At 57.7% G+C, this 22,568-nt stretch carries 14 protein-coding genes; 5 read left to right on the top strand and 9 right to left on the bottom strand.

Annotated features, from left to right (window positions below):
* Positions 1 to 39: 39 nt before the first annotated feature.
* The gene (torS, locus tag K0I31_RS14590) at positions 40 to 3,171 is read left to right on the top strand and encodes a TMAO reductase system sensor histidine kinase/response regulator TorS (RefSeq protein WP_220078856.1); all 3,132 of its coding nucleotides are present in this window, start codon (positions 40 to 42) and stop codon (positions 3,169 to 3,171) included.
* A gap of 169 nt (positions 3,172 to 3,340) precedes the next feature.
* A complete protein-coding gene (locus tag K0I31_RS14585; RefSeq protein ID WP_220078855.1) occupies positions 3,341 to 4,567 on the top strand; it encodes a DEAD/DEAH box helicase in 1,227 nt (408 codons plus the stop codon).
* A 15-nt stretch (positions 4,568 to 4,582) separates the two neighbouring features.
* Here the strand turns inward: K0I31_RS14585 and torD are convergent, their stop codons facing one another.
* Genes torD through torE form a run of 4 tightly spaced genes read right to left on the bottom strand, consistent with a single transcriptional unit; the run spans position 4,583 to position 9,126 of the window.
* The gene (gene torD, locus K0I31_RS14580) at positions 4,583 to 5,203 is read right to left on the bottom strand and encodes a molecular chaperone TorD (RefSeq protein ID WP_434086926.1); all 621 of its coding nucleotides are present in this window, start codon (positions 5,201 to 5,203) and stop codon (positions 4,583 to 4,585) included.
* Positions 5,204 to 5,247: 44 nt separating this feature from the next.
* Positions 5,248 to 7,734, bottom strand: coding sequence for a trimethylamine-N-oxide reductase TorA (torA, locus tag K0I31_RS14575; RefSeq protein WP_220078853.1), 2,487 nt, complete (start codon positions 7,732 to 7,734; stop codon positions 5,248 to 5,250).
* Between the two features lie 12 nt (positions 7,735 to 7,746).
* Positions 7,747 to 8,925, bottom strand: coding sequence for a pentaheme c-type cytochrome TorC (gene torC, locus K0I31_RS14570; RefSeq protein ID WP_011866594.1), 1,179 nt, complete (start codon positions 8,923 to 8,925; stop codon positions 7,747 to 7,749).
* Between the two features lie 30 nt (positions 8,926 to 8,955).
* Positions 8,956 to 9,126 (bottom strand): trimethylamine N-oxide reductase system protein TorE, encoded by a 171-nt coding sequence (gene torE / locus K0I31_RS14565; protein WP_220078852.1) that lies wholly within the window; start codon positions 9,124 to 9,126, stop codon positions 8,956 to 8,958.
* Between the two features lie 508 nt (positions 9,127 to 9,634).
* On the opposite strand from torE, the gene K0I31_RS14560 reads away from it, so the two are divergent.
* A complete protein-coding gene (locus K0I31_RS14560; RefSeq protein WP_220078851.1) occupies positions 9,635 to 10,993 on the top strand; it encodes an NCS2 family permease in 1,359 nt (452 codons plus the stop codon).
* Between the two features lie 140 nt (positions 10,994 to 11,133).
* Here K0I31_RS14560 and K0I31_RS14555 read toward each other — a convergent pair whose 3' ends face one another.
* On the bottom strand, positions 11,134 to 11,562 hold the full coding sequence (locus K0I31_RS14555; protein WP_011866591.1) for a CBS domain-containing protein: 429 nt from the start codon (positions 11,560 to 11,562) through the stop codon (positions 11,134 to 11,136).
* A gap of 199 nt (positions 11,563 to 11,761) precedes the next feature.
* On the opposite strand from K0I31_RS14555, the gene dapE reads away from it, so the two are divergent.
* Positions 11,762 to 13,051, top strand: coding sequence for a succinyl-diaminopimelate desuccinylase (gene dapE, locus K0I31_RS14550; protein WP_220078850.1), 1,290 nt, complete (start codon positions 11,762 to 11,764; stop codon positions 13,049 to 13,051).
* Positions 13,052 to 13,294: 243 nt separating this feature from the next.
* Here the strand turns inward: dapE and olsF are convergent, their stop codons facing one another.
* The 3 genes from olsF to K0I31_RS14535 form a co-directional block, all read right to left on the bottom strand.
* The gene (gene olsF, locus K0I31_RS14545; RefSeq protein WP_491573764.1) at positions 13,295 to 15,049 is read right to left on the bottom strand and encodes a bifunctional ornithine lipid synthase OlsF; all 1,755 of its coding nucleotides are present in this window, start codon (positions 15,047 to 15,049) and stop codon (positions 13,295 to 13,297) included.
* A 125-nt stretch (positions 15,050 to 15,174) separates the two neighbouring features.
* Positions 15,175 to 18,852 (bottom strand): sensor histidine kinase, encoded by a 3,678-nt coding sequence (locus K0I31_RS14540; protein ID WP_220078848.1) that lies wholly within the window; start codon positions 18,850 to 18,852, stop codon positions 15,175 to 15,177.
* A 250-nt stretch (positions 18,853 to 19,102) separates the two neighbouring features.
* Positions 19,103 to 20,458: a YjiH family protein gene (locus tag K0I31_RS14535; RefSeq protein WP_220043051.1), complete on the bottom strand. Its 1,356-nt coding sequence runs from the start codon at positions 20,456 to 20,458 to the stop codon at positions 19,103 to 19,105.
* A 517-nt stretch (positions 20,459 to 20,975) separates the two neighbouring features.
* Here K0I31_RS14535 and K0I31_RS14530 point away from each other — a divergent pair.
* Positions 20,976 to 21,626: a hypothetical protein gene (locus tag K0I31_RS14530; protein ID WP_220078847.1), complete on the top strand. Its 651-nt coding sequence runs from the start codon at positions 20,976 to 20,978 to the stop codon at positions 21,624 to 21,626.
* An 86-nt stretch (positions 21,627 to 21,712) separates the two neighbouring features.
* On the opposite strand, the gene K0I31_RS14525 is transcribed toward K0I31_RS14530, so the two are convergent.
* A complete protein-coding gene (locus K0I31_RS14525; RefSeq protein ID WP_220078846.1) occupies positions 21,713 to 22,558 on the bottom strand; it encodes a U32 family peptidase in 846 nt (281 codons plus the stop codon).
* Positions 22,559 to 22,568 lie beyond the last annotated feature (10 nt).

The following is a 22,568-nucleotide window of genomic DNA, read 5'->3' as shown; positions in this document are numbered from 1 at the left end:
CATGTCATTGATTCATTGTAACAGTTAAACGGGAGCCATGTGGGCGCTTTATCACTCTCGGGGAAAAGTTTAGTCGGTCGTCTCATGCTGGCCTTTAGCCTGCTGGCGCTGCTCCTGCTGATGCTGGTGAGCCTGGGCAGCATATCCCTCTACTGGGTGAAGGCCGCCGACAAATACCTCTATGAGGAGGCGCTGCCCGCCTCGGAAGCCGCGCGCCAGTTGATGCAGTCGGTCAGCGCCCTGCAGGAAAATGCCCAGGCCTTAGAGCGAGCCCAGGAAGAGGCGGAGCGCGCCTTTCTCGGGCGCAAGTTATCTATCGAGAGCAGTAACCTGCTCGGCGCCATCGCCCGCCTTAAATCGCTTAATCTTCAGGGCGACAGCCAACTAGGCCCCAGGGCGGCCGAGATCATCCACGACTTGACTCAGCTAGGCCATCAGGTGGGCGAGCGTCTGGCCCTCGCCAAGCAGCTCAAGGGCGATGGCCTGGCGCTGGTAGACGCCTCCGGACGAGCTATTGAGTTGCTGGAGGCCGAGCTGGCGGTTGTCGATTCCGCCGTGCTGGCCAAGCTGAGCCTGGCCTATCCCGAGGTAGCTGGCACGGCCCAGAGCGGCCATCTGCTCGATACCATCATAGAGAAAGATCTCGATATTCAGGCGCGCCTCAATCGCGCCCTGGCCCTCATTCATCACCTGGCGCTGGTGGGCCAGCTGCTGCAATCGCCCGAGCAACATCTGGGGCTCAGCAAGGTGCTGGTGAGCATGTCGCGGGTGCTGACCGAGCAGGGCGGCGGCGAGTATCGATTGCAGCCAACTGAGGCCCTGGTCGGCATGCCCGGCAATGAACCCGCCAGCGCAGCGAGCTATGTTCTTGCAGGCATCAATCAACCTAATCTTATGCCATTAGAGCTGCTCAAGGGCGTGGTGCGAGACCCTGTGCGAGCCACAGAGCTGGCCCATGAGCTGGCGATACTGCGCGGCGTCGGCGATAAACTCGCGCTGCAGCGCCGCTATGCCGGGGTGCTCGCCTTGCAGATGGCGCAGCTTCAGACACTGAGCGATAAGCTGAGTCAGCTCAACACTCAAGTTGACGGAGCCATGACGGCCCAGCAAACCCAGGCGGAGCTGGCCAGGGGGGATTTCTTGCGCCAGCTCTTCTGGGCCAAGGCGGGGCTCTGGGGCACGGGCCTGTTGATGCTAGTGTTGATCCTGATTGTGGTATACCGGGTGATCTACAAGGGGATCGCACTTAGACTCCACGAGGCGACCGACGCCCTGTCACGGCTGAGCCGAGGGGATACTCAGGTGGCGCTGGACCCCCATGGGGATGATGAGCTAACCGCCATGGCCTCGGCCATCGATGCCTTCAAGAAGAAGACTGCTCACAATCAGCGTCTGCAATCTGAGCTGCAGGAGACGGCCGATGAGCTATCGGCCCACAAGGCATCGCTGGAGACGACGGTGCAGGAGCGTACCCAAGAGCTGGCCCAGGCCAATCGCCGCCTCGATGCCGAGGTGCAGGGCCATGCCCAGGCGAGACAGATGGCCGAGGCGGCCGACAAGGCCAAGTCACTCTTCCTGGCGACCATGAGCCATGAGATCCGCACCCCCCTCAACGGCTTGCTCGGCACCCTGACCCTGTTGGGGGAATCTGACCTGCCCACGGCCCAGAAGCAGATGCTGGCCCTGTCCCAGTACAGCGGCGCCCTGCTGCAGACTGTGCTGAACGATATCTTAGACTTCTCCCGCCTGGAGCAGGGCAAGCTGAGTAATGAGCCGCGCCCGGTGGCCATCAACGAACTGCTCGACGAGGTGGTCTCCATCATGCTCGCCGGGGCGGGCAACGCTGGCCTGTCGCTGCGTCTGGAGCGAGACCGCCTCCCCGAGTGGATCAACATAGATGGGCCCAAGCTGCGCCAGGTGTTGTTTAACCTGCTGGGCAATGCCATCAAATTTACCCCGGCGGGGGAGATCTGCCTGCGGGTGAGCCAAGCAGGGGCGCGGCTTAAGTTTACCGTGAGCGATACTGGCCTTGGGATCCCCGAAGATGCCAAGGCGCGATTATTTATCGCCTATAGTGCCCAGCCCAATCAGGGCCGTAGCCGCGGCACGGGCCTAGGACTGGCGATCAGCAAGGAGCTGGTCACCCTGATGGGGGCCGGCAATGAGGGGCTCTGGGTCGAGACCGAGGTGAATAAGGGCAGCACCTTCGGCTTCAGTCTGCCCTTGGAGGCTTGTGAGGCGCCCATACTAAACACCACAGATATCATCCCTCTGGTCGCACCAAAGAGAGTGCTGGTGGTGGAGGATAATCAGGTCAATGCCATGGTGGCCCAGGGCTTCCTGGCGCATCTTGGCCACGAGGCGGTATTGGCGCCGAGCTGCACCGAGGCCTTAGCCGTTTTTGAGCGCCAATCGCCGGGGTTCGATGCCGTGATGTTGGATGTTCAGCTCAGCGATGGCTCGGGCATAGATCTCCTGAGTCAGCTCCGTGAGCGCGCCGCGAGTGATGTGCTGTTTGCCGCCTTCACCGCCCAGTTGCAGCCACAGGATCTCGAAGTTTATCGAGCGGTAGGATTCGATGAGATCTTGGCTAAGCCGCTCAACATGCAGGCCCTGATGCGCTGGCTAGGGCGGGCAACAAAAACATCGGCTCCTGTCGCCAAAGGAAGCGAAGAGGCCGAAGAAACACAAGAGGCCGAAGCCGTAGAACGAGTCGAATCTGATGAAACGTCGGCGGAGGCTTTAGAAAAGAATGCTCCTCTGCTGAATGACCCTGTGCTGAATGACCCCCTATTGGATAAGGCTCAGTTTCAGGGGGATCTCGACTGTCTCGGCGAGTCGGCCATGGCGCAGATGCTGAGCCTCTATCTCTCCTCCAGCGAGGCGCAGCTGACTCAGTTGGAGCAGCTTGTCGAATCCACGCCTGAACAGAAAGCTGAGCAGGCAGCCGAACAGAAAGCCGGACAGGCCGCCGAAGATAAGAATGAGGTGTGTCGTAAGCTGCTCCACGGCCTTAAGGGCAGCAGCGCCAACATGGGTATGGTCAGGCTGACAAGGCGCTGTCAACAGCTGGAGCAGAGCACGCCGGAGGCGGTGGATATTCTCGGGCTCAGGCAGCTGTGGCGTGACTCGGTCGCCGCCTTCGAGGCACAGCTAGCATCAACGCAGTAGTGCAGCTAGCATCAACGCAATAGTGCAGCTGGCATCAATGCAATAGCGGAGTTAACAAAGCGGCGCATTAGGCGCCTGAATCTGCTAGAGCCATGGGCGAAATCTGCTACACTTGCGCCCCATTGTTAACCCTCTACTCACAACAGCAACTAAAGCGGGATCTTCACCTATGTTATTTTCTCAATTGTCTCTGCCTCAGCCGCTGCAACAGGCGCTGGAAGCCTTGGCATTTAGCGAGGCGACTCAGATCCAGGCCGAGGCGATCCCCCTGGTGCTGAGCGGCGTCGATCTCATGGCCTCGGCTCAGACGGGCACGGGCAAGACAGCAGCCTTTGCCCTGCCTATCCTGGCTAAGCTGATGGGCCTGGCGCAGGCTGAAGGGTCAGATAAACAGCCCAGAGCCCTGGTGCTGGTGCCCACCCGCGAACTGGCGCTGCAGGTTCATCAGGGGATCTCAGATCTTGCCCGTTTTACCTCGCTGTCGGCGGGGCTGGTCTATGGCGGCGTCAGCATAGAGGCCCAGTGTCAGCAGCTTGCCGCAGGCGTCGACCTGATCGTCGCCACCCCGGGTCGCCTGCTGGATCTGCACAGACGCGGCGCCGCCAAGCTAGATGGGGTGGCGCATCTGGTGTTCGACGAGGCCGATCGCATGTTGGACATGGGTTTTGCCGATGAGATTACCGAGCTGATGACGCTGTTGCCGAGCGAGCGTCAGACCCTGCTGTTTTCCGCAACCCTGGATGACAAGGTGCTTGCACTGAGCCATCGCTGGTTAAAGCAGCCCAAACGCATCGCCGTCAGCCCGCAGAACAGCGCCAGCCAGGATGTCGAGCAGAAGGTCTATGCGGTGGATAGCGATCGCAAGTTCGGCCTCCTGTCGCATCTGATCAACAAGGGGGATTGGCAGCGGGTATTGGTATTTAGCCGTAAGAAGGTGGCTGCCGACAAGCTGGCCGCCCGCCTGAGTGAGCAAGGCATAGCCGCCAAGGCGTTTCATGGGGATCTGGGCCAGGGCGCCCGCGAGCAGGTGCTGGCCGATTTCCGCCGTGGAGAGATTAGGGTGCTGGTGGCCACAGATGTGGCGGCGCGGGGGATAGATATCGAATCTCTGGACTATGTGGTCAACTATGAGCTGCCCTATGTGGCCCAGGATTATGTACATCGCATCGGTCGCACTGGCCGTGCGGGTAAGCAGGGGGTCGCCGTGACCCTCTACTGCGAAGAGGATGCCTTGTTACTGGAGGAGATAGAGGCACTGCTGGATAAGCGTCTGCCTCAGCAATGGTTGCCCGGTTTCGAGCCGGATCTCACCAAGGCTGACCCTAATCCCCGTCGCAATGGCAAGGCGGCGCAGAAACGCCGCGCCAAGCGGCGCGGTCAGGGTGGCAGACGTTAATTAGCAGCTCTGATATCAGGCGCCAAGCGCCTCACAATCCAGGCTGACCCAGATTTGGGTGAGCCTGGCGAGGGCCTGATAGAAGCGGCCTGGGTCTCTGTCACTCACACGCTTGGCAAATTCGGTTAGCCAGGCATCCAGATATTTAGCGATAAAGACTTGCTGCGCCTTATCATCCAGGCTGGTGGCCTGCTGGGCGACATAGGCCAAGATCACCGAGATATGATCGGCTGGCTCGGGAAAGTCACTCTGCACTCCCAGCTTGCTCTGCTTGAGCAGGGCAAGCATCTCCTGATGCTGAGGGCCGAACAGCAGGGGCTGCTCCTCATCGCCTTCAGGCGTCAGATATAGGCCTGCATAGGGATTGGCGCTCTGCTTGTCACCTACCAGGAAGAGGCCGCAATAATCCGCGGCCAGATTCAGCAGGGAGGGCTCGTCGCCCAGCCCCGCCAACACCGCCTGGATGGTGTTCACCTCAGGCGCCAGCCTGGATTCCCCAGCCAGCAGGTCAAAGAAGGCCTGCGCCTCGGCGCTTTGCAGGCTCTGTCGGCGCTGATGATCTATCTCTTTGGCAAACAGATCCGACAGCAGGCGGTAGACCCTGGCTCGCGCCTGGTTGGCTGGTGTTTGATAAATCGATGGCTTATTCATCTTAAATCTCCTTTGACCGCTAGCTTACTTTAGCGGCTGATCTCTATGGGGCCGCTGAAGGCGCTGACTTCTGGGACTTTACCGCTGAACTTCTCGAACTCCACCAGACAGGTGTAGGCGGCGCAGGCCTGTGCCAGCTTAGAGCTGCCGATATCCTGGGTCAGGGTGTTGGGGTCGCCGTAGCTGCACAGGGCGCCTATCTCGTTGCCGCCTTGCTTACTGCCATCCTTGCCCACTGGGCCATACCAGGCTCCCTCGTGGATACGGATCACGCCTTGAGGGAAGCGGTTCGATACCCTGGCACCCGCCAGCAGCTGACCCCTGTCGTTGAACACGCGCACCAGATCGCCATCCTTGATGCCGCGAGCCTTGGCGTCCAGCGGATTGAGGTAGACAGGCTCGCGTCCCTGGACTGTATAGGTCTCACGGTACTCCTGGGATTCACACATCTGCGAGTGCAGACGCTGATCCGGGTGACATGACTGCATCCAGATGGGGTACTTGTCTGAGCCAGGGCCGCCGTGGCTGCGCTCGCTCTTCTCCATCCAAGTTGGATGGCCGGGGCAATCGTCGTAGTTAAACTGGGCGATCTTGCGGCTAAAGATCTCGATAAGGCCTGATGGCGTGCCCAGCGGGTTGATCTCAGGGTCGTCCCTAAAATCGCTGTGGCGTGTCCAATTCTCTCCTTCACCGAAGTGCACATAGCCCTGCTGCCAGAAGGTATCGAAATCTGGCATCTCGAACTTACCGGCGTTTGCGGCCTTACACTCGTCGTAGAGCTTTCTCAGCCAGTCCATCTCGGTCATGCCACGGGTGTATTGCTTCGCTTTACCCATGAGCGCCGCGAAGCGGGTGAAGATTTCAAAGTCCGACAGGCTCTCGTACAGAGGCTCGACCATCTTCTGCATCGCCAACACGCCGCGGTTGGCATAGCTACCGTACACGTCGATGTCGTTGCGCTCGAAGGTGGTACAGGCCGGCAGCACTATGTCAGAGAAGCGACAGGTAGCCGTCCAGTTCACGTCTATGGTGACCACACATTCCAGCTTATGGAAGGCGCGCTTCATCTTGTTTCTGTCCTGGTGGTGGTTCCAAGGGTTGTTGCCTGAGAACACCATCATCTTTATGTCGGGATAGGTGACCTTGCTGCCGTTGGCATCTATGGTCTTGCCTGGCTCCAGGATGGCATCTATCCAGCGCGCCACTGGAATGGTGCTGCTGGCACCCTTGAAGTCTGTGCTGTCAAACAGTGGCTTTTGGCCCTCATCTAGGTTACGTGGGAAGGCGCCCGGCGCCGCTGCGCCCGACGATGGTACGCCTATGCTGGAGTAGTGGTGGCCATAGCTGATACCGCCGCCCGGCAGGCCGATTTGGCCTATCAGGGTGGCCAGTACCGCCGCCATCCAGTAGGGCTGCTCGCCATGCTGCTGGCGTTGAATACACCAGCCCATCATGATCTGGGTGCGTCCCTTGGTGAGCACCTTGGCCAGATCTTTGATGATCTCGACGCTCACCCCTGTGATCTGGCTGGCCCACTCTGGGGTCTTGGCGATACCATCTTTCTCCCCAAACAGGTAGGGGAGAAACTCCTCGAAGCCCAGGCTGTAGCCGTCGATGAAGGCCTTGTCGTGCAGATTCTGGCTCACCATCTCGTGGGCGATACCCAGCATCAGGGCCACGTCTGTCTGTGGGTTGATGTAGAGCTGCTCGCAGCCCAGGTATTTCTGGGTCTTGGTGACTACGGGATCTATGCTGATCACCCGGATCTTGCCCTGAGCCACTTTTTCTTTCAGCTGCGCCAGATAGGCGTAAGACTCGTGAGTCTCGGCGTTCCAGCCAACCTGCAGGTTCTTATAGGGGTCGTTTGACCAGAGCACTATGGTGTCGCTGTGCTCGAGGATCAGCGGCCAGGAGGTGCCCTGGGCGTAGACCTCGGTGGAGCCGAGAACGTAAGGCAGAATCGTCTGCCCGGCGCCGGTGGAGTAGTCGCCCACCTTCTTGACGAAGTTGCCGTGCATCCCTACCGCGCGCTGCATATGGCTGGTGGAGGAGTGCAGCTGACCCGTGGCGCGCCAGCCGGTTTGGCCCGCGTGTAGCCCGGATGGACCATACTTGGTCTGGATCTCATCGAGTGAGTCCTTAAACAGCGATAGGGCCTTGTCCCAGGTGACGCGCACGAAGCGGTAGTCACCGCGCTCTGAGGTGTTGCTCTTGTGCCCCTTGAGCAGGAAGTCGAGGCGCACCATAGGGTAGCGCACGCGGGACGGGTTATAGACCAACCCCTTGACCCCATTGATCATATCGGTGGGGTATTTATCCAGGTCGAAGGGGATCACCTTATCGATGACGCCATTCTTGCGGGTCATCTTAAAAGCGCCGAAGTGGGAGCCCGTGGTTTTCCACACTTCATCCGTGCCCGTGCTGGCCAGGGCGTTGAGCGGCGCCAACAGCGATGAGCCGCTTAGGGTGACATAGGAGCTGGCGGCGAGGCCTTTTAGAAAATCTCTTCTGTTCATGATGCTATCCTGTTAGTGCGCTGAGGTGGCAAAAGTCGATGAATGTTCTTGCAGGTATTTCTGCACCAGTGCCTGGGTGTCTTGGTCCATGTTGACGAAGGCGATCATTCCCTGAAACATGCCGGGCCAGGTGTTGGCGTCGAAATGGGCCTCATCGGGTTGGGTGTGACAGACACTACAGCTGCTGGAGTAAGTGTCGCGGGCGTAATCCCAGAGTGGTTGCAGGTCTTTCACCAGATAGTCGCCATCCACCCATATCTGCGCCTCGACGCGCTGCCAGATCAGGCCGGTGAGCGGGTCTTGCTGCTCTTCGAACACTTGCATCACGCCAGGCTCCAGGGCGGCATCTTTCGAGAGCTGGGCCGAGAGGATGTTCATGCCGAAATCGAAATAGATCACCCTGCCTGCGCCTATCTTCTTACGCCAGCCGTCGATACCTACCTTGGCGCGTTGCCCCTTGACCTCGAGCACCTTCACCTTAGTGGCGATGTTGAGTGTGCCCGCCTCTACGTCTGTCTTCTCGTTGAAGAACAGTGGCTTGGTCAGGGCGCTGAAGTAGCTTTCGCCGATAGCCAGGCTGCTCTCGCCAGACCCCACCTGGGCGATAAGCTCTGGGGCGCGTGAGGTGCCCATGTCAGGCAGCTTGTGGGCGATCCCCTTGTGGCAGTCGATGCAGCTCTGATCCAGTTCGGCGGCGCGTTTCATCTGCTTCTGGGCCAGCTTGGACATCTCGTCCCACTTCATCGAGTCATAGTTGTGGCAGTTCTTACAGGCGAGTGAGTTGTCGCGATCGAAACGTTTCCATTCACGGCTCGCCATCTCCAGACGCTTGGCCTCGAATTTCTCTTCGGTGTTGACGGTTTGCAGCAGCCAGCCCCACATGTCGTGGGAGGCCTCTATCTTGCGGCCGATCTTACGGCTCCAGTTGTGGGGCACGTGACAGTCGGGGCAGGTGGCGCGCACGCCTGAGTGATTCGACCAATGCACTGTGCTTTGCAGCTCCTGGTAGGGTTTACTCTCCATGCTGTGGCAGCTGATGCAGAAGGCTTCGGTGTTTGTCGCCTCCAGGGCGGTGTTGAAGCCACCCCAAAAGATGATGCCCATCAGGAAGGCTGACAGGCTAATGGCGCCAAGGGTGAGGGTTTTGGCGGGTTTGTTGAGGGTACGCCAAAGGGTGATAAACCACTTCATAGCAACATCCTTTCTCAAGTTGGTAATGGGTTAATGGGCGACGACGCCGCCGAAGGCCTGGATCATCCAGATGATGAAGCCATAGGCGCTGATGCCTGTGATGGTCAGCATCGGGAAGAGCAGCACTATGATGAAGCCGAGGGCTTTGAGCTCTTTGGATTTATCCTGATCTCGTGTTTCGCTTATTGGGTGTGATGGCATGACAGACTCTCTTAGTTGATCTTTGTCCATGGCTGCATGGTAGAGGAGGGATGTGAATGGGGGTGCTGCCTGGCATGAACCAAGGGTGACAAGTTATGAAAAAATATGAATAAAACTGAGCCTGGTGGTTTGATGGCGAAGAGTTCGTTTTTAACTATCTGATATTAAATGAGTTAACTGAGTGTTCTCTTGAGCGGACCTCCCATGGTTGTCGCGGTATCTCAGGCTAAAAAAGCCTTCGCGCGAAAGTTGAACAAAAGTTTGGCGAATTGTTAGCTTGCTCTAGTTTATGTCACAGTCTTTGCTGTAGAATGCGCCGCCAACAAAGGCTGTGTTATGGGTAAGTGTTTGCTTACCTTAAAAGGTCGGTATCTCCTCGGTTACCGATCTGCAGGTCACGTAAGGTACACCAATAAGTACCCAGTGGATCTCTCACCCACAGACATCTGTCGTGGGGCTCTAACTTGCCACAGCCTTCCAAATTAAGAGATCAAAAAAGGTAACTACTATGAAGTCTGAACAGACTCTCGCTGCACCCGCTGTACCTGCAAGCTCCCTGCTTGACCGTTATTTCGCCATCACCGCTCGCGGCAGCACGCTGCGCCAAGAGGTGATTGCCGGCTTAACCACCTTCCTCGCCATGGTCTATTCGGTGATCGTGGTGCCAAACATGCTGGGCGCCGCCGGTTTCGATCCCGGCGCCGTCTTCGTGGCCACCTGTCTGATTGCCTCCTTCGGCTCCCTGCTGATGGGGCTGTGGGCTAATCTGCCGATGGCGATTGGCTGCGCCATCTCACTGACCGCCTTCACCGCCTTTAGCATGGTGCTGGGCCAGGGGATCTCGATTCCCGTGACCCTAGGGGCCATCTTCCTCATGGGCGTGGTCTTCACCCTGGTGAGTGTCACTGGCGTGCGTCAGTGGGTACTGACCAACCTGCCTAAGGGGATCGCCCACGGTACCGGCATAGGCATCGGCCTGTTCCTGCTGCTGATCGCCACCAATAGCGTGCATCTGATCGTGGCTAACGACGCTGGGTTGCCGGTGAAGCTTGGCGATATCCACAGCCTGCCTGTTATCGCAACAGTGATTGGCCTGGCGGCCACAATAGGCCTAGAGCGCCGCGGCGTGCCCGGTGGCATTCTGCTGGTGATCATCGCGCTTTCGGGATTTGGCCTGGCGTTCGACCCGAGCGTGACCTACCAGGGTTTATTCGCCCTGCCTGATTTAATGTCAGATAAGTCGCTGATCGGTCAGCTGGATATCATGGGCGCCCTCAACCCTGTGGTGCTGCCTATTGTGCTGGCGCTGGTGATGACGGCGATCTTCGATGCTACGGGCACCATTCGCGCCGTGGCCGGTCAGGCGGAACTGCTGGATGAGAAAGACAACATTGTCGGTGGCGGTAAGGCGCTGACCTCAGATTCCATGAGCAGCATCTTCGCAGGTGCCGTGGGCGGTGCACCGGCGGCCGTGTATATCGAGTCGGCGGCGGGTACCGCGGCCGGTGGTAAGACGGGCCTGACGGCGACAATCGTTGGCGTGCTCTTCCTGCTGATGGTGTTCCTGGCGCCGCTGAGCTATCTGGTTCCTGCTTATGCTACGGCGCCGGCGCTCATGTATGTGGGCCTCTTGATGCTGAGCAACGTGACTAAGCTGAACTTCGACGACAAGGTCGATGCCATGGCGGGACTGACTTGCGCCGTGTTCATCATCCTCAGCTGTAATATCGTTACCGGTATCATGCTGGGCTTCGTGACCCTAGTGGTTGGCCGTCTGGCCAGCGGCGAGTGGCGCGCCCTGAAACCCGGTGTGTTAGCCATCACTATCGGCCTGGTGGTCTTCTACATGGGCGGCTGGGCTATCTAGAAAGTATCGAGTCAGCAGCTTTGAGCTGCAGCTCAAATAACACAAACCCAGGTCGCTTGACCTGGGTTTGTCGTTTAAGGCTGTGGTTCGAGGCTGATAAGTAAGGCTGTTGAGTAGGCCAATTTCAAAACTGGCGAGCACTATTCCTGTTGGGGAACCAGCTCATCATGGCAGAAGGCGCGCAGCAGATCTTTCCAGGTGATGATGCCCACTATCTTGCTAAATGCCATCACGGGCAGGCAGCCGATGTCGTGGGCCAGCATGAGTTGCCCGGCGGTCTTGATGTCGGCCTCGGGGGCTATGGTGATGGGATCCCGGCTCATCACCTGATGGGCGCGGCGCTGCAGGGTATCGCTGTCGCGCTCCGTCTCGCCTATGCTGCCGATATGGGGGCTGAGGGTGCGCAGATAGTCGCGCTCGGATAGCACGCCTTGCAAGCTGTCGTTCTCGATCACCAGCAGATGATGAAAGGGGGCGCTGTCAAAGATCTCTTTGACTATGGTAAGCCTGTCGTCCATCTCTATGGTGACGACCCTGGTGCTCATGATCTCCGATACCCGTGTTGCCATGGCAGACTCCTGAGACTTAGGGGGAGGTTGACTGAGTTTTGTAAGGTTCTCAGTGACTTTGGTGAATGTTCACCCTGTTTCCAGTTATAACAGATAAATGAATGTTCAACAAATGACCATCTAAATTTCACATAAATGTCATGGGTTTGCCCTTTAATGGTTGGGTTTATCTTAGTATCAGGGCAAAAAGATGAAATCCATGCCATTGGCATCCCAGGCCAGTCAGTCCGACCCTTTCTATGTCGATTCTAGTCATTTTCAGCTCACACAAGGCAAGCACAATCAAGACGAGCTAAGCCAGGAAGAGCTAGGCCGGGAAGATCTAAGCCGGGAAGATCTTAGCCAGCACAAGGCGGTGCGTTATTGCCGTGAGCTGATGCGCCGCCCCTCTATCACCCCGGAAGATGCCGGTTGCCAGCAGTGGTTAGGAGAAAGGCTCGCTGCCATGGGTTTCGACGTCAGCCACTATCAGGATCAGGGGGTGAGCAACCTGTTGGCCTCCTTCGATGAGCGCCTGGCGCAGCTGGCGCTGGCGGGACATACGGATGTGGTGCCGCCTGGGGATCTGAGCCGCTGGCAGACGCCGCCGTTTGCCGCCACCTTAGTGGATGGCATGCTGATTGGCCGCGGCGCTGTGGACATGAAATCAGGCTTGGCGGTGATGCTGGCGGCGGTCGAGGATCACATCAGTTGTCATGGCCTGCCCAAGGCCAACTGGCAGTTTATCGTCACCAGCGACGAAGAGGGCGAGGCGGAACATGGTACCCGCACCCTGGTCGAGCGCCTCAAGGCTCAGGCACGTCTACCCAAGTATTGTGTGGTGGCCGAGCCGACCGCCGATAAGCAGGCGGGCGATGTGATTAAGATTGGTCGTCGCGGCGCCATCTCGGCCCGGCTAACGCTCAAAGGCAAGCAGGGACACGTGGCCTATCCCAAGAACGCGGTCAACGCCCTGCATATGGCGGCGCGGGTGATGCAGGCATTGGAAGCTCTCATTTGGGATGAGGGCAGCGACGACTTCCCCGGTACCAGCTTGCAGGTGACCCATGTGGATTCTGGGGCGTTTACCGACAATATCGTCCCGGGTAGCTGTGAGATCTGCTTCAACATCCGCTATAGCTATCGTTACAGCGAGGCGGGGATCATGGCGCGGATCCAGGCCTGTCTCGACGGGCTTTCCCTGGGGGAGGATGCCATTAGCCTGCGCTGGGAGCGCGGCTGTCTGCCCTACCATACCCAGGAAAATGATGAGCAGAGCCTGATCGCTCAGGTGGAGGCGGCGATCTTTGAGGTTACCGCCAGCTTTCCGCGCCTTTCCACCTCGGGGGGCACCTCTGACGGGCGTTTTCTGTCATCACCCCAGACTCAGGTGATCGAGCTGGGGCTTCCCAATCGCACCATACATCAGGTCAACGAGCGGGTAGAGCTGGCGCAGATAGTGCGCCTGTATCGTATCTATCGCGCCCTGCTGATGCGCTTTCATGACTAGAGATTCATGACTAAATAGTTAAGCTTGGGTGGCTTGGGCTGATGTTAATTGAGAGTCCGCCAACGCTATTGGTAAAACTAACTCACAAGCCTTTGTCGCAAAACAAATTCACAAAAGCTTGTCGCAAAACCAATCCACAAAAGCTTGCGATAAAAAAGGACGCCCTGAGGCGTCTTTTTTTATTGCTTGAAGATAGCCCTGCTAGCGCAAGAGCTAGCGCTTTTGCTAGAGCCATTGCTATTTCTATTTCAACGGGCTGTCTTCGCCGCTGGTGTTGAGTTCGGGCAGGTGGCAGTCTATGTAACGGGCGCGCTTCTTGGCCTTGAGCTTGTGGGTGTCCACCAGCACCAGACCGTCGATGCAGTCGCCAAACTCGGCGTCTATGCCAAAGTCGAGGAAACTCACCCCTAAACCGTCGCACAGCTCGCCATACTGTTTATACAGGGCGGGCACGGCCGCCCCCATGCTGGCCAGCGCCTGTTTGAGCAGCTTAAATTCCGCCTGATAGTCTTCGCCGGGGAAGAGGCTATCTAACTGTTCGTGCTGCTCTGGGGTAAAGCTGTAGCGGCTGTTGGCGTGGGCCAGCTCCTGTACCGGGCAGAAGTGGGTCTGGTAGAAGTAGACCAACATTGCCTTGGCCTGCTCCGGCAGGGCGTCGCTGATGGAGACGGGGCCGAACAGGTAACGATATTGTGGGTGTTTGGCGAGGAAGGCGCCTATGCCGAACCAGAGGTAATCCAGGCTGCGCTTGCCCCAATACTTAGGCTGCACGAAGCTACGTCCCAGCTCCAGCCCCTGCTCGAAGTAGGGGGCAAATTCGTCGCGGTATTGAAACAGCGACTGGCTGTAGAGGCCCTTATGTTCATCCTGGTAGAGGCTCTTGGCGCTGGCGAAACGGTAGGCGCCGACGATCTCCAGCGCCTTGTGATCCCAGAGCACCAGATGCAGGTAGTCGGCGTCGTGCTTGTCTGTGTCGCGGCGCTTGCCGCTGCCTTCACCTACGGCGCGAAAGGCGATCTCCCTCAGCCTACCTATCTCACGCATGATGGGATTGCTCTGCTTGTGGCGGTAGAGATAGATGAGTTTCTCGTCGTGGGTCTGGCCCAGCAGCTCGCATTGGGACAGGGCTTCGATCAGATCGCTGCGCGACTCGGGATGGGCGATGGCGTTTTGAGTCTTAAACAGTGGGCTGCGATTCTTGCCGATGCGATAGAGATGGTTCTTCAGCAGCTTCACCTGGGTCTTGAGAGGGAAGTCGCTGCTGGCCACCACCTCCTTGGGGATCAGCTGGCCTATGCGCAGGGGCATGGTGCGCTTGGCCTGCTTGAACATCTCCTTGACCAGCAGCAGACTGGCCAGAGGCTTGTAGATCATCGAGGCACCGTAGAAGGTGGCCGAGTTCTTGGCATCGGCAAACATGGGCAGCAGCGGCGCCTGACAGGCCTTGGCGATCTTCAGAAAGCCGCTGTGCCAGTGCAGATCTCTCACGCCGTTGGGGCGCAGGCGCGAGACTTCGCCGGAGGGGAAGATCAGCACGGCGCCTTCGCTCTTGAGGTGTTGGTGGATCTTCTCAAGATGCTGTTTGGGGGTGCCGCCCGTCATGTTACGCACCGGCAGCAGGATGGAGTGCAGCGGTTCCAGGGCCATCAGTAGCTCGTTGGCCACCACCTTGATGTCCGGGCGCACCTTGCTGATCAGCTTGATCATGGCCAGGGCGTCCAGTGAACCGATAGGGTGGTTGGCATAGATCACCACCCGGCCCTCGCTGGGGATATTCTCCACCTCTGTGCTGGGCACGCTGTAGGTGAAGTTGAAGCTGGCCAGGACCTGCTCGATAAAGTCTACCCCCTCCAGGTAATCGAACTCCTGGGTGATGGCATGGCACTCTTTTTCCATCAGGAAATAGCGCAGCAGCGCCTTGGTGGGGGTCGCCAGCCAGGGGCTCTGATTGAGCTTGGGCAGGTTGTTGGCAACCACATCGTCTACGGTGAAGATCATCTTTTGCATGGGGTCTGCTCGCTGTGTAAGGGATGGTGCCCGTGATGGAGACACCCTATCCATAGCGCCAGAGTAAGAGGGGAGTTTGACTAAGAGATGAACAAATTATTGCAGCCAGATGACGCCTAGCGAACGATCAGGCTGTCGGGCAGATGTATGATAAAGGTGCTGCCGCGCCCCTCCTGGGAGTCTATGCTGATCTCGCCCTTTAGGACCTGAGTGACTATGTTGGAGACGATGTTCATCCCCAGACCGCTGCCGCCCTTGCCGCGCTTGGTGGTGAAGAAGGGCTGGAACACCTGGGCCTGAACCTCCTGGGACATGCCGCAGCCATCGTCCTGATAGGTGATGCAGATCCCCTGGTCGGTTCGCTCGACGTCTAGGCTGAGCTTGCCTGACTTACCATCTGGATAGGCGTGGATCACCGAGTTGTTAAACAGGTTGCTGACGATCTGGTAGAAGGCCCCCGGGGTACTCTGGATGATCAGCTTCTCCGGACATTGATAGCTGTACTCATGGGGCGTGCGAGACAGCATGGGGTTGAGGGAGATGAAGATCTCCTCCAGGTAGGCATGTAGGTCGAACTCGCGCACATCCTCGTGGGACTGATCCACCGAGACCTGTTTGAAGCTGGCGATAAGCTTTGAGGCGCGCTCCAGGTTGGCCAGGATCAGTCGGCAGCACTCGGCCACTTCATTCTGATACTGCTCGAAATCCTCTTCGGTGATCTCGCCGCGGTGATAGAGCTGGTCGAAGTGTTTGACGCTCTCCTGCAGGTGGGAGGCGGCGGTGACGCTGATCCCTATGGGAGTGTTGACCTCGTGGGTGATACTGGCCACCAGGCCGCCCAGCGCCGCCATCTTCTCCTTGTCCATCAGCTCGCCCTGGGTATGTTCCAGCTCATCCAGGGTGTGTTTCAGCTCGTCGTTGCGCTGTTGCAGCTCAAGGGTGCGCTCGTTGACGCGTTGCTCGAGACGCTGATTGAGCTCGCGCAGGGCGTGCTCCGTCTCTTTCTGCTGCTGTATGTTCTTGATGGTCCCTGCGATGCGTACCGCCTTGCCCGCCTCGTCACGCTCTACCACCTGACCACGATTGAGCACCCAGAGCCACTCGCCGTCGGGCGCCAGGCCACGATAGGTGAGGGAGAACTTATCTATCTGGTCGTTGATGCACTCCTTGGCGACCCGTGACACCTTGGGGATGTCGTCCGGGTGGACACAGGTGGCTATGGTCTTCTTCAGCTCCTGTTCCTGCTCGGGATACTTGAGGAAGGTGTTGGTACGGGTGGCATTGCCATGAACGATATTCCAGTCCCAAAACTCATCGCCGCTGCCCCACAGGGCTAGCTGCAGGCGCTGCTCGCTCTGGGCCACCTCGTGCAGCAGGGCGGCCTGTTGCTGATACTGTGACCACTTGCGATAGAAGATCAGGCTCACCAGCATCAGGGTCAGAGTGAAGTACAAGGTGTAGGCGAAGGGGGATTGCCATGGCGCGGGCTCCAGCATGATCTTGAGGCGCCTGATGGGGCTGTATTGCTGGTTGATATCTTTGGCGCGGATCTCAAACAGATAGTTGCCCGGGTTGAGGCCGGTGAAGTAGGCAACCTGCTCCGGCGAGCCCGCTATCCAGGTGTCGTTGAGCCCAAGCAGGCGGTACTGATAGCTGAGCCGGGAGGCGTTGTGCAGATCCGGGCTGTGGTAGTGCAGCGAGAAGATATCGGCGGTATGGGGCAGCGCCAGCGAAGGGGGCTGTCTTGGCGTGCCCTGGTCCATGTCGGGGAGTCCCTGGGCCTGACCCAGCACAAAGAGATCTGTGATCACCGGCAGGGTCGGTGGCTGACGGCGGGGCAGCTGGGCCGGATTGAAATGGTTAAAGCCGTTGACGCCGCCAAGATAGAGGCTGTTATTACGCCCGAGCGCCGCGGCGCCGAAGTTGAACTCGTTATCCTGTATGCCGTCGATATCTGTGTAGTTGGTGGTCTTCAGGCTGTCGGGGTCGAGCTGAGTCAGCCCCTTAGTGGTGCCGAGCCAGAGGTGGCGGCGCTGGTCGGCAAACAGCAGATAGATGGTGTCGTCGATCAGGCCATCCGCCGTGGTAAGCAGTCGGCTGCTGAAGTCTTGGGTATTGAAGTGTACTAGCCCCTCGTTGCTGGCGATCCATAGGCTGTGGTTATCACCGGCGACTATGGAGAAGAGGTGTTGCTTGGGCAAGGCATGGGGCGTGTGGCTGGCGAAGTGGGTGATCTCGCCATTGGCTGCGAGCCTCAGCAGGCCGTCGCTGGAGGAGGTGAGCCAGTAGTTGCCGTCGCCGTCCTGCAGCATGTCGGTGACCGTCTTGATGGGCAGAGGCACTGCAATGAAGCCAGTGGCTATGCCGGCGTATCTGGCTATGCCGCCATCGCTGCTGGTGATCCAGGGGGTCCCTTGCCTATCGAAATAGAGCGAATAGAGCTGATTGCTGGGCAGGCTGTTGGGGCTCTTGGCATCGGCCAGATAGTGAATATAGCTCTGCTTGTCTGCGGTATAGATAAAGAGGCCATCGCCCCGGGTGCCTATCCATAGCTGACCTAGCTCATCCTCCTTGATAAAGCTGATGAAGGCCTGACTGAGGGCGGGGTTTTGCACATGGAAGGGGATGAAGCCCGTCAGCTCGCCCCTGGGATTTTTCAGCCCCCGGTAGACACCACTGGCGGTGCCGACCCAGAGAGTGCCCTGGCTGTCCTCCAGCAGGCTGCGAATGTCCACGTTGAGCAGGTTATTGTCGTTGAAGCTAAAACCATGGATATGACCGAAGTATTGGGCGTCGAGAAAGGTCTTACTCAGGCCGCCGCCCTTGCTGCCGATCCAAAGCTGCTGCTCGTTGTCTATCCACAGTGAGGTGATGACTGGGCTGTTGATGCTGTAGCGGTTCTCGGCGGAGGCGTTAAGCCTGTGGATCTCGTTGCGGCTGGGCTCATACCTGGCCAGTCCTTGGGCGCGAAAGCCTATCCAGAGGCTGCCGAACTTATCCCGCTTGAGGGCGGAGATGGAGAAGGCGGGGCTGGCGGGTACGGCGGCGATCGCCATGGCCTGATCATTGGTGATATCTAGCAGGAACAGGCCGCGGGCCTGGGTGCCGACCCAGAGGGTGTTGCTCTTACCCGCCTCGATGGCGGAGACGCCGCGCACCTCAGGGGCGTATTGGGAGACACTAATCTCATCTGCTGTCTGCTTGAGGCTGGCGAGACCGTTGAGCGTGCCTATCCAGAGCCTCTCCTGCCGGTCGCGATACAGGGTGTTGATGCGTCCGCTGGGTAGCCCCTGGGTCGTGCTGCTGTCCAGGGTCGCCAGCAGCTTGTTGCTGGCGGGGGAGAAGTAGAGCAGGCGATTGTCGGCGGTGGCGATCCATAGGTTACCCTGGGCGTCTTCATCGAGATCGACGATATCGTCGGGCAGCGGGCTGTTACTGGCATTGAAGGGCTCGAAGATGCCGCTGTCGGCATGATAGCGGTTTATCCCTTCATTGCGGGTGATGAGCCAGAGGGTGCTGCGGCTGAAATGCAGCTTCTTGATATATTTGGCCGTGGGGCCGCGGTTATCCCCCTGGGTGTCGAAGATCTTGAAACGCTTACCATCGTAGCGGTTGAGCCCGGCCTGGGTGGCGATCCACAGATGTCCCTCCTTGTCGTTGACTATATCTGTGACCGTGTTCATCGACAGCCCCTCCTTGGCGCCGAAGGAATCAAACTGCGGCTGATAGCTGAAGGCTAGGCTGGGCTGGCTCACCAGTAGCAATAACAGGAGTGAGAGAATGAGTGCTCTCATCTAGGCGCGCCAACTTGTGTGTTTGCAAGTCATAACTTGGCCCTTGTGATCTTGGGGGCGGTTTGGCGCTCAGTTTTTTGGGGATGGGGGGCGAAAAACAGCCGCGTAAATCCCGACACAATGAGCGCTGCTTGAGTGTTTAAGTTTAGAAGTCTTTGGGGAAATTGCGAGTTGAATGAATAAGATAATGTGCCATTGCAGCCATAAAAAAGGGCAGCCTGAGCTGCCCTTTTTAGCTAACGCCTCTGCCTTAGAAGATAAGGTGGGCGACGCCTGCGATCACCGGCAGGGTGACCAGGGTTCTTAGGATAAAGATGACAAACAGCTCTAGGATATTGACCGGGATCTTGCTGCCGATCAGCAGGGCGCCCACTTCACTCATGTAGATCAGCTGGGTCACCGACATGGCGGCGATGATGAAGCGGGTCATGTCAGACTCGATGGAGCTGGCCAGGATCGACGGGATGAACATGTCGGCAAAGCCCACCACTATGGTCTTAGAAGCCTCGGCGGCTTCCGGCACCTGTAGCAGCTCAAGCAGCGGAATGAATGGCATGCCCAGATAGTTAAAGATAGGCGTGTATTCGGCGATCATCAGGGCGACCGTACCTATGGCCATTACCACAGGGATCACGCCGAAGATCATGTCGATCACGTTCTTCAGACCATCTTTCAGGGTATGACCCACGCTTTCGGCCTTGGCCGCCTTGGTCAGCGCCTGCTCCAGGCCCCAGGCGAAGACGCCTTTGCCATGAGGGATCACCTCGTCGTCGGGATGACGCGGGGTCTCATCTATGTAGTGATCTTTCTTCCAAGAGAGCGGGGGCAGCTTAGGCACGACGATGGCCGCGACCACACCGGCCAGACAGACGGTGAGATAGAAGGGCACGAACAGGTGTTCGAGCTTAACCTGAGAGATCACCACCAGCGAGAAGGTGATAGAGACTGCCGAGAAGGTGGTGCCGATCACCGCCGCTTCTCTTTGGGTGTAGAAACGGGATTCATATTGCTTACTGGTCATCAGAATGCCGACGCTGCCATCGCCCAGCCAGGAGGCCATACAGTCGATGGCGCTGCGTCCCGGCAGGTTGAACACAGGGCGCATCACCTTGGTCAGCAGGGTGCCGAACAGCTCCAGCAGGCCGAAGTTAAGCAGCAGTGGCAGCAACATGCCGGCAAAGATAAACACGCAAAATAGCACGGGGAGCAGGTCGTTTAGCACCAGTGCGCCCGTATTGCCCGAGTGAATCGCCTCGGGCCCAGTGCCGGTAAAGGTCAGCACGATGAAGATGGCACCCAGCACACGCACCAGGGCCCACATGGGGCTGACGTCGAGCAGGGCACGAAAGAAGGGATAGCGATTGAGTATCGCGGGTTTTGCCGCCTTGCAGATGAGAGTCGCGACAGCGGTGAGCACCACAATGGCGGTGACGATGGCGACAATGCTATCGCCCAATAGATTTTGCAGCCCCTTAGATACGATGGCGATGGGGATCGTGATGGCATCTTGATAGCTAATGGGGGTCATGAAGAGTAACAGTCCGATAATGGAAGGGACTAGAAACGTCAGCACGGTTTTAATGTTATGGGTTTGTTTTTCAGCCACTTTATTTAGCCTTTATTCTTTGCTTCCCAAGGATGGGCAGCCATCTACTCAAAGATCCGTTAATCAATACACTCTGAATATCCATTCATGAGATAAGCGGGGAAGGTTACCCCCTAAGTCCAGTGATGTAAAACGATTATAATGCTTGGTGAACCGTTTCACCGCAGCAGCATAGTTATTAGCACTTTATGACTATTTATATTGTACCTAAATTGCCAAGGTCTAGGCTAGGTAAATATTGGTTAAACTCCTTTGAAAACAAGGTTGTGCATTTGTTGCCTGGGTGTTGCGTGGCGGCGCGACGTTTAGTCTGAGAGATACCCCTTTAGTGGAGGTGAACTATGATTATCATGTATGATTTTTGTTGAGTTTTTATTCAGTCCGTGTCAGAAATATGCGCTAGACCTCTGCAAATAATTCTGATTCCATATATGGTTAACCAATGAGTGTGTTAAACGATAAAGGGCCTATGACTTCAAAAGAGCAGAAACTGTCTAAATTAGCATTTAGGTTTGGCTTGCTTGGACTCGTAGGACATCTTATCGGCTTGGTGGCGGCCAGCTTAGGGTTCAGCGATTACAGCGGCCAAGGCTTTAGCTTCTACAACTTCTCCCTGAGTGAGCTGGGTCAGTATGGCCACTCCGAGCTGGCGGTGGTGTTTAACGGCGGACTCTTCTTCGGTAGCTTGAGCCTGGTGTTATTTGCCCTGTTTGCCCTGCAAAACAGTGACGGCCCTTGGGTGTTGACCAGCTTCTCTGTGTTGGTGGCCTCGCTTCTGGCGTTGGCCTGTGTCGGCCTGTTTCCAGTTAACGTCTATCATTTGCATATCTTAGGCATAGAATATTTCTTCTACTTCGCGGCGATGAGCGTGGCGGCGTATCTTGTTTACCTGTTGAGACGCAGCGACAGGCCTAAGCGCTTTGCCCTGCGCGGTAGTCTGTTGATCTCTGGTCTGACGCTGGGCTTGCTGCTGGCGTTTATCCTGATGGCCCATACGGATGATGGCGTGGTGGCGAGCGGAACCTGGTTTTACCATGATCTCGTGATGGTGGAGCCCAGGCCCGAGTTTCGCTGCCCTGTGATCATGGAGTGGGCCGCGCTGTTTAGCTTCATGGGTTGGCTACTCTCGCTGGTGTGGACCCAGCGAGAGACGCGTCGACTAGGTTAACCTTCCTTTTGATTCAAGTCGACGTTTTATCTGCTTTTTTAAATTTCCCCGATGAGTCCTACTTTTTTCATCTAGTTGTCGCTCGCCTAGCTAAGGGTCAGACCCGGCAGCTGATGCCAGTAGCCGTTGCACTGTCTGTCGTGGCTGGCCGATTTGGCCGGTAACTTATCGGCCAAGGCGATGGATGCCAGGGACGAGGGTGAGATGCGGAAGTAGTCGACCCCCAGAGCCTGCATCTGAGTCTGTTGGTCGCAGAGATCCATATAGTTGGCCGACTGTGTCTGAATGCCGTTGAGGCGCAGCAGCGGCTGATCTTCCTGAGTCTGCACCAGTAATCCCTCGGGATTTTCGATACAGATGGTCTGACACTTATCCTTGGTCAGCCCCTTGTGGCGGGCGGTGAAGCAGCGGGCCGAATGGGCCAGCGGCATGAAGCCATGGCCGAACACCTCTACTTCTACCTGGCGTGGGCCGAGATCCTCAAGCACCTGAGTGAGCCAGGCCTTGGACAGCTCCAGCGGCATCACGAAACGTTGCATGCCCCAGCTGGCAAACTTCTTCAGGGTCGCGGCGTTATAGCTGTTGACGCTGGGCCCACAGACGAAGGGGATCCCATGCTCCTTGGCCAGATAGATGGCGCCGACATCGTTAGCCTCTATGGTGAACTCGCCGTTTTCCACTTGCTTCTTGAGTTCAAGAAATTCCGACTGCGCCTCGATAAGCGTTAGGGTAGAGAGCACCACCTCCTTGCCTGCGGCCTTTAGCATGCGCGCCAATGCCATATAGTCGCTGAACTTAAGCTCGCGGCGGCGGCTACAGACGGTCTCGCCCAGATAGACCAGGGGCACGTTGCTCTGGGCCACGGCCTCATAAAATTCGACCACCTTCTCTTTGGGCCAGCAATATTGAATCGGTCCTAATGAGGTTTTCATCTTGTTATCC

This window comes from Shewanella spartinae (genome assembly GCF_019457555.1).
Lineage (GTDB): Bacteria > Pseudomonadota > Gammaproteobacteria > Enterobacterales > Shewanellaceae > Shewanella > Shewanella loihica.
This window is presented reverse-complemented; position numbering and strand designations above follow the sequence as displayed.

Bases quoted from the DNA above. Each gene is read 5' to 3' on its own strand.
- K0I31_RS14585 (WP_220078855.1), top strand. From the start codon at position 3,341: ATGTTATTTTCTCAATTGTCTCTGCCTCAGCCGCTGCAACAGGCGCTG.
- torA (WP_220078853.1), bottom strand. From the start codon at position 7,734: ATGAACAGAAGAGATTTTCTAAAAGGCCTCGCCGCCAGCTCCTATGTC.
- torC (WP_011866594.1), bottom strand. From the start codon at position 8,925: ATGAAGTGGTTTATCACCCTTTGGCGTACCCTCAACAAACCCGCCAAA.
- torE (WP_220078852.1), bottom strand. From the start codon at position 9,126: ATGCCATCACACCCAATAAGCGAAACACGAGATCAGGATAAATCCAAA.
- K0I31_RS14560 (WP_220078851.1), top strand. From the start codon at position 9,635: ATGAAGTCTGAACAGACTCTCGCTGCACCCGCTGTACCTGCAAGCTCC.
- K0I31_RS14555 (WP_011866591.1), bottom strand. From the start codon at position 11,562: ATGGCAACACGGGTATCGGAGATCATGAGCACCAGGGTCGTCACCATA.
- dapE (WP_220078850.1), top strand. From the start codon at position 11,762: ATGCCATTGGCATCCCAGGCCAGTCAGTCCGACCCTTTCTATGTCGAT.
- olsF (WP_491573764.1), bottom strand. From the start codon at position 15,049: ATGATCTTCACCGTAGACGATGTGGTTGCCAACAACCTGCCCAAGCTC.
- K0I31_RS14540 (WP_220078848.1), bottom strand. From the start codon at position 18,852: ATGAGAGCACTCATTCTCTCACTCCTGTTATTGCTACTGGTGAGCCAG.
- K0I31_RS14525 (WP_220078846.1), bottom strand. From the start codon at position 22,558: ATGAAAACCTCATTAGGACCGATTCAATATTGCTGGCCCAAAGAGAAG.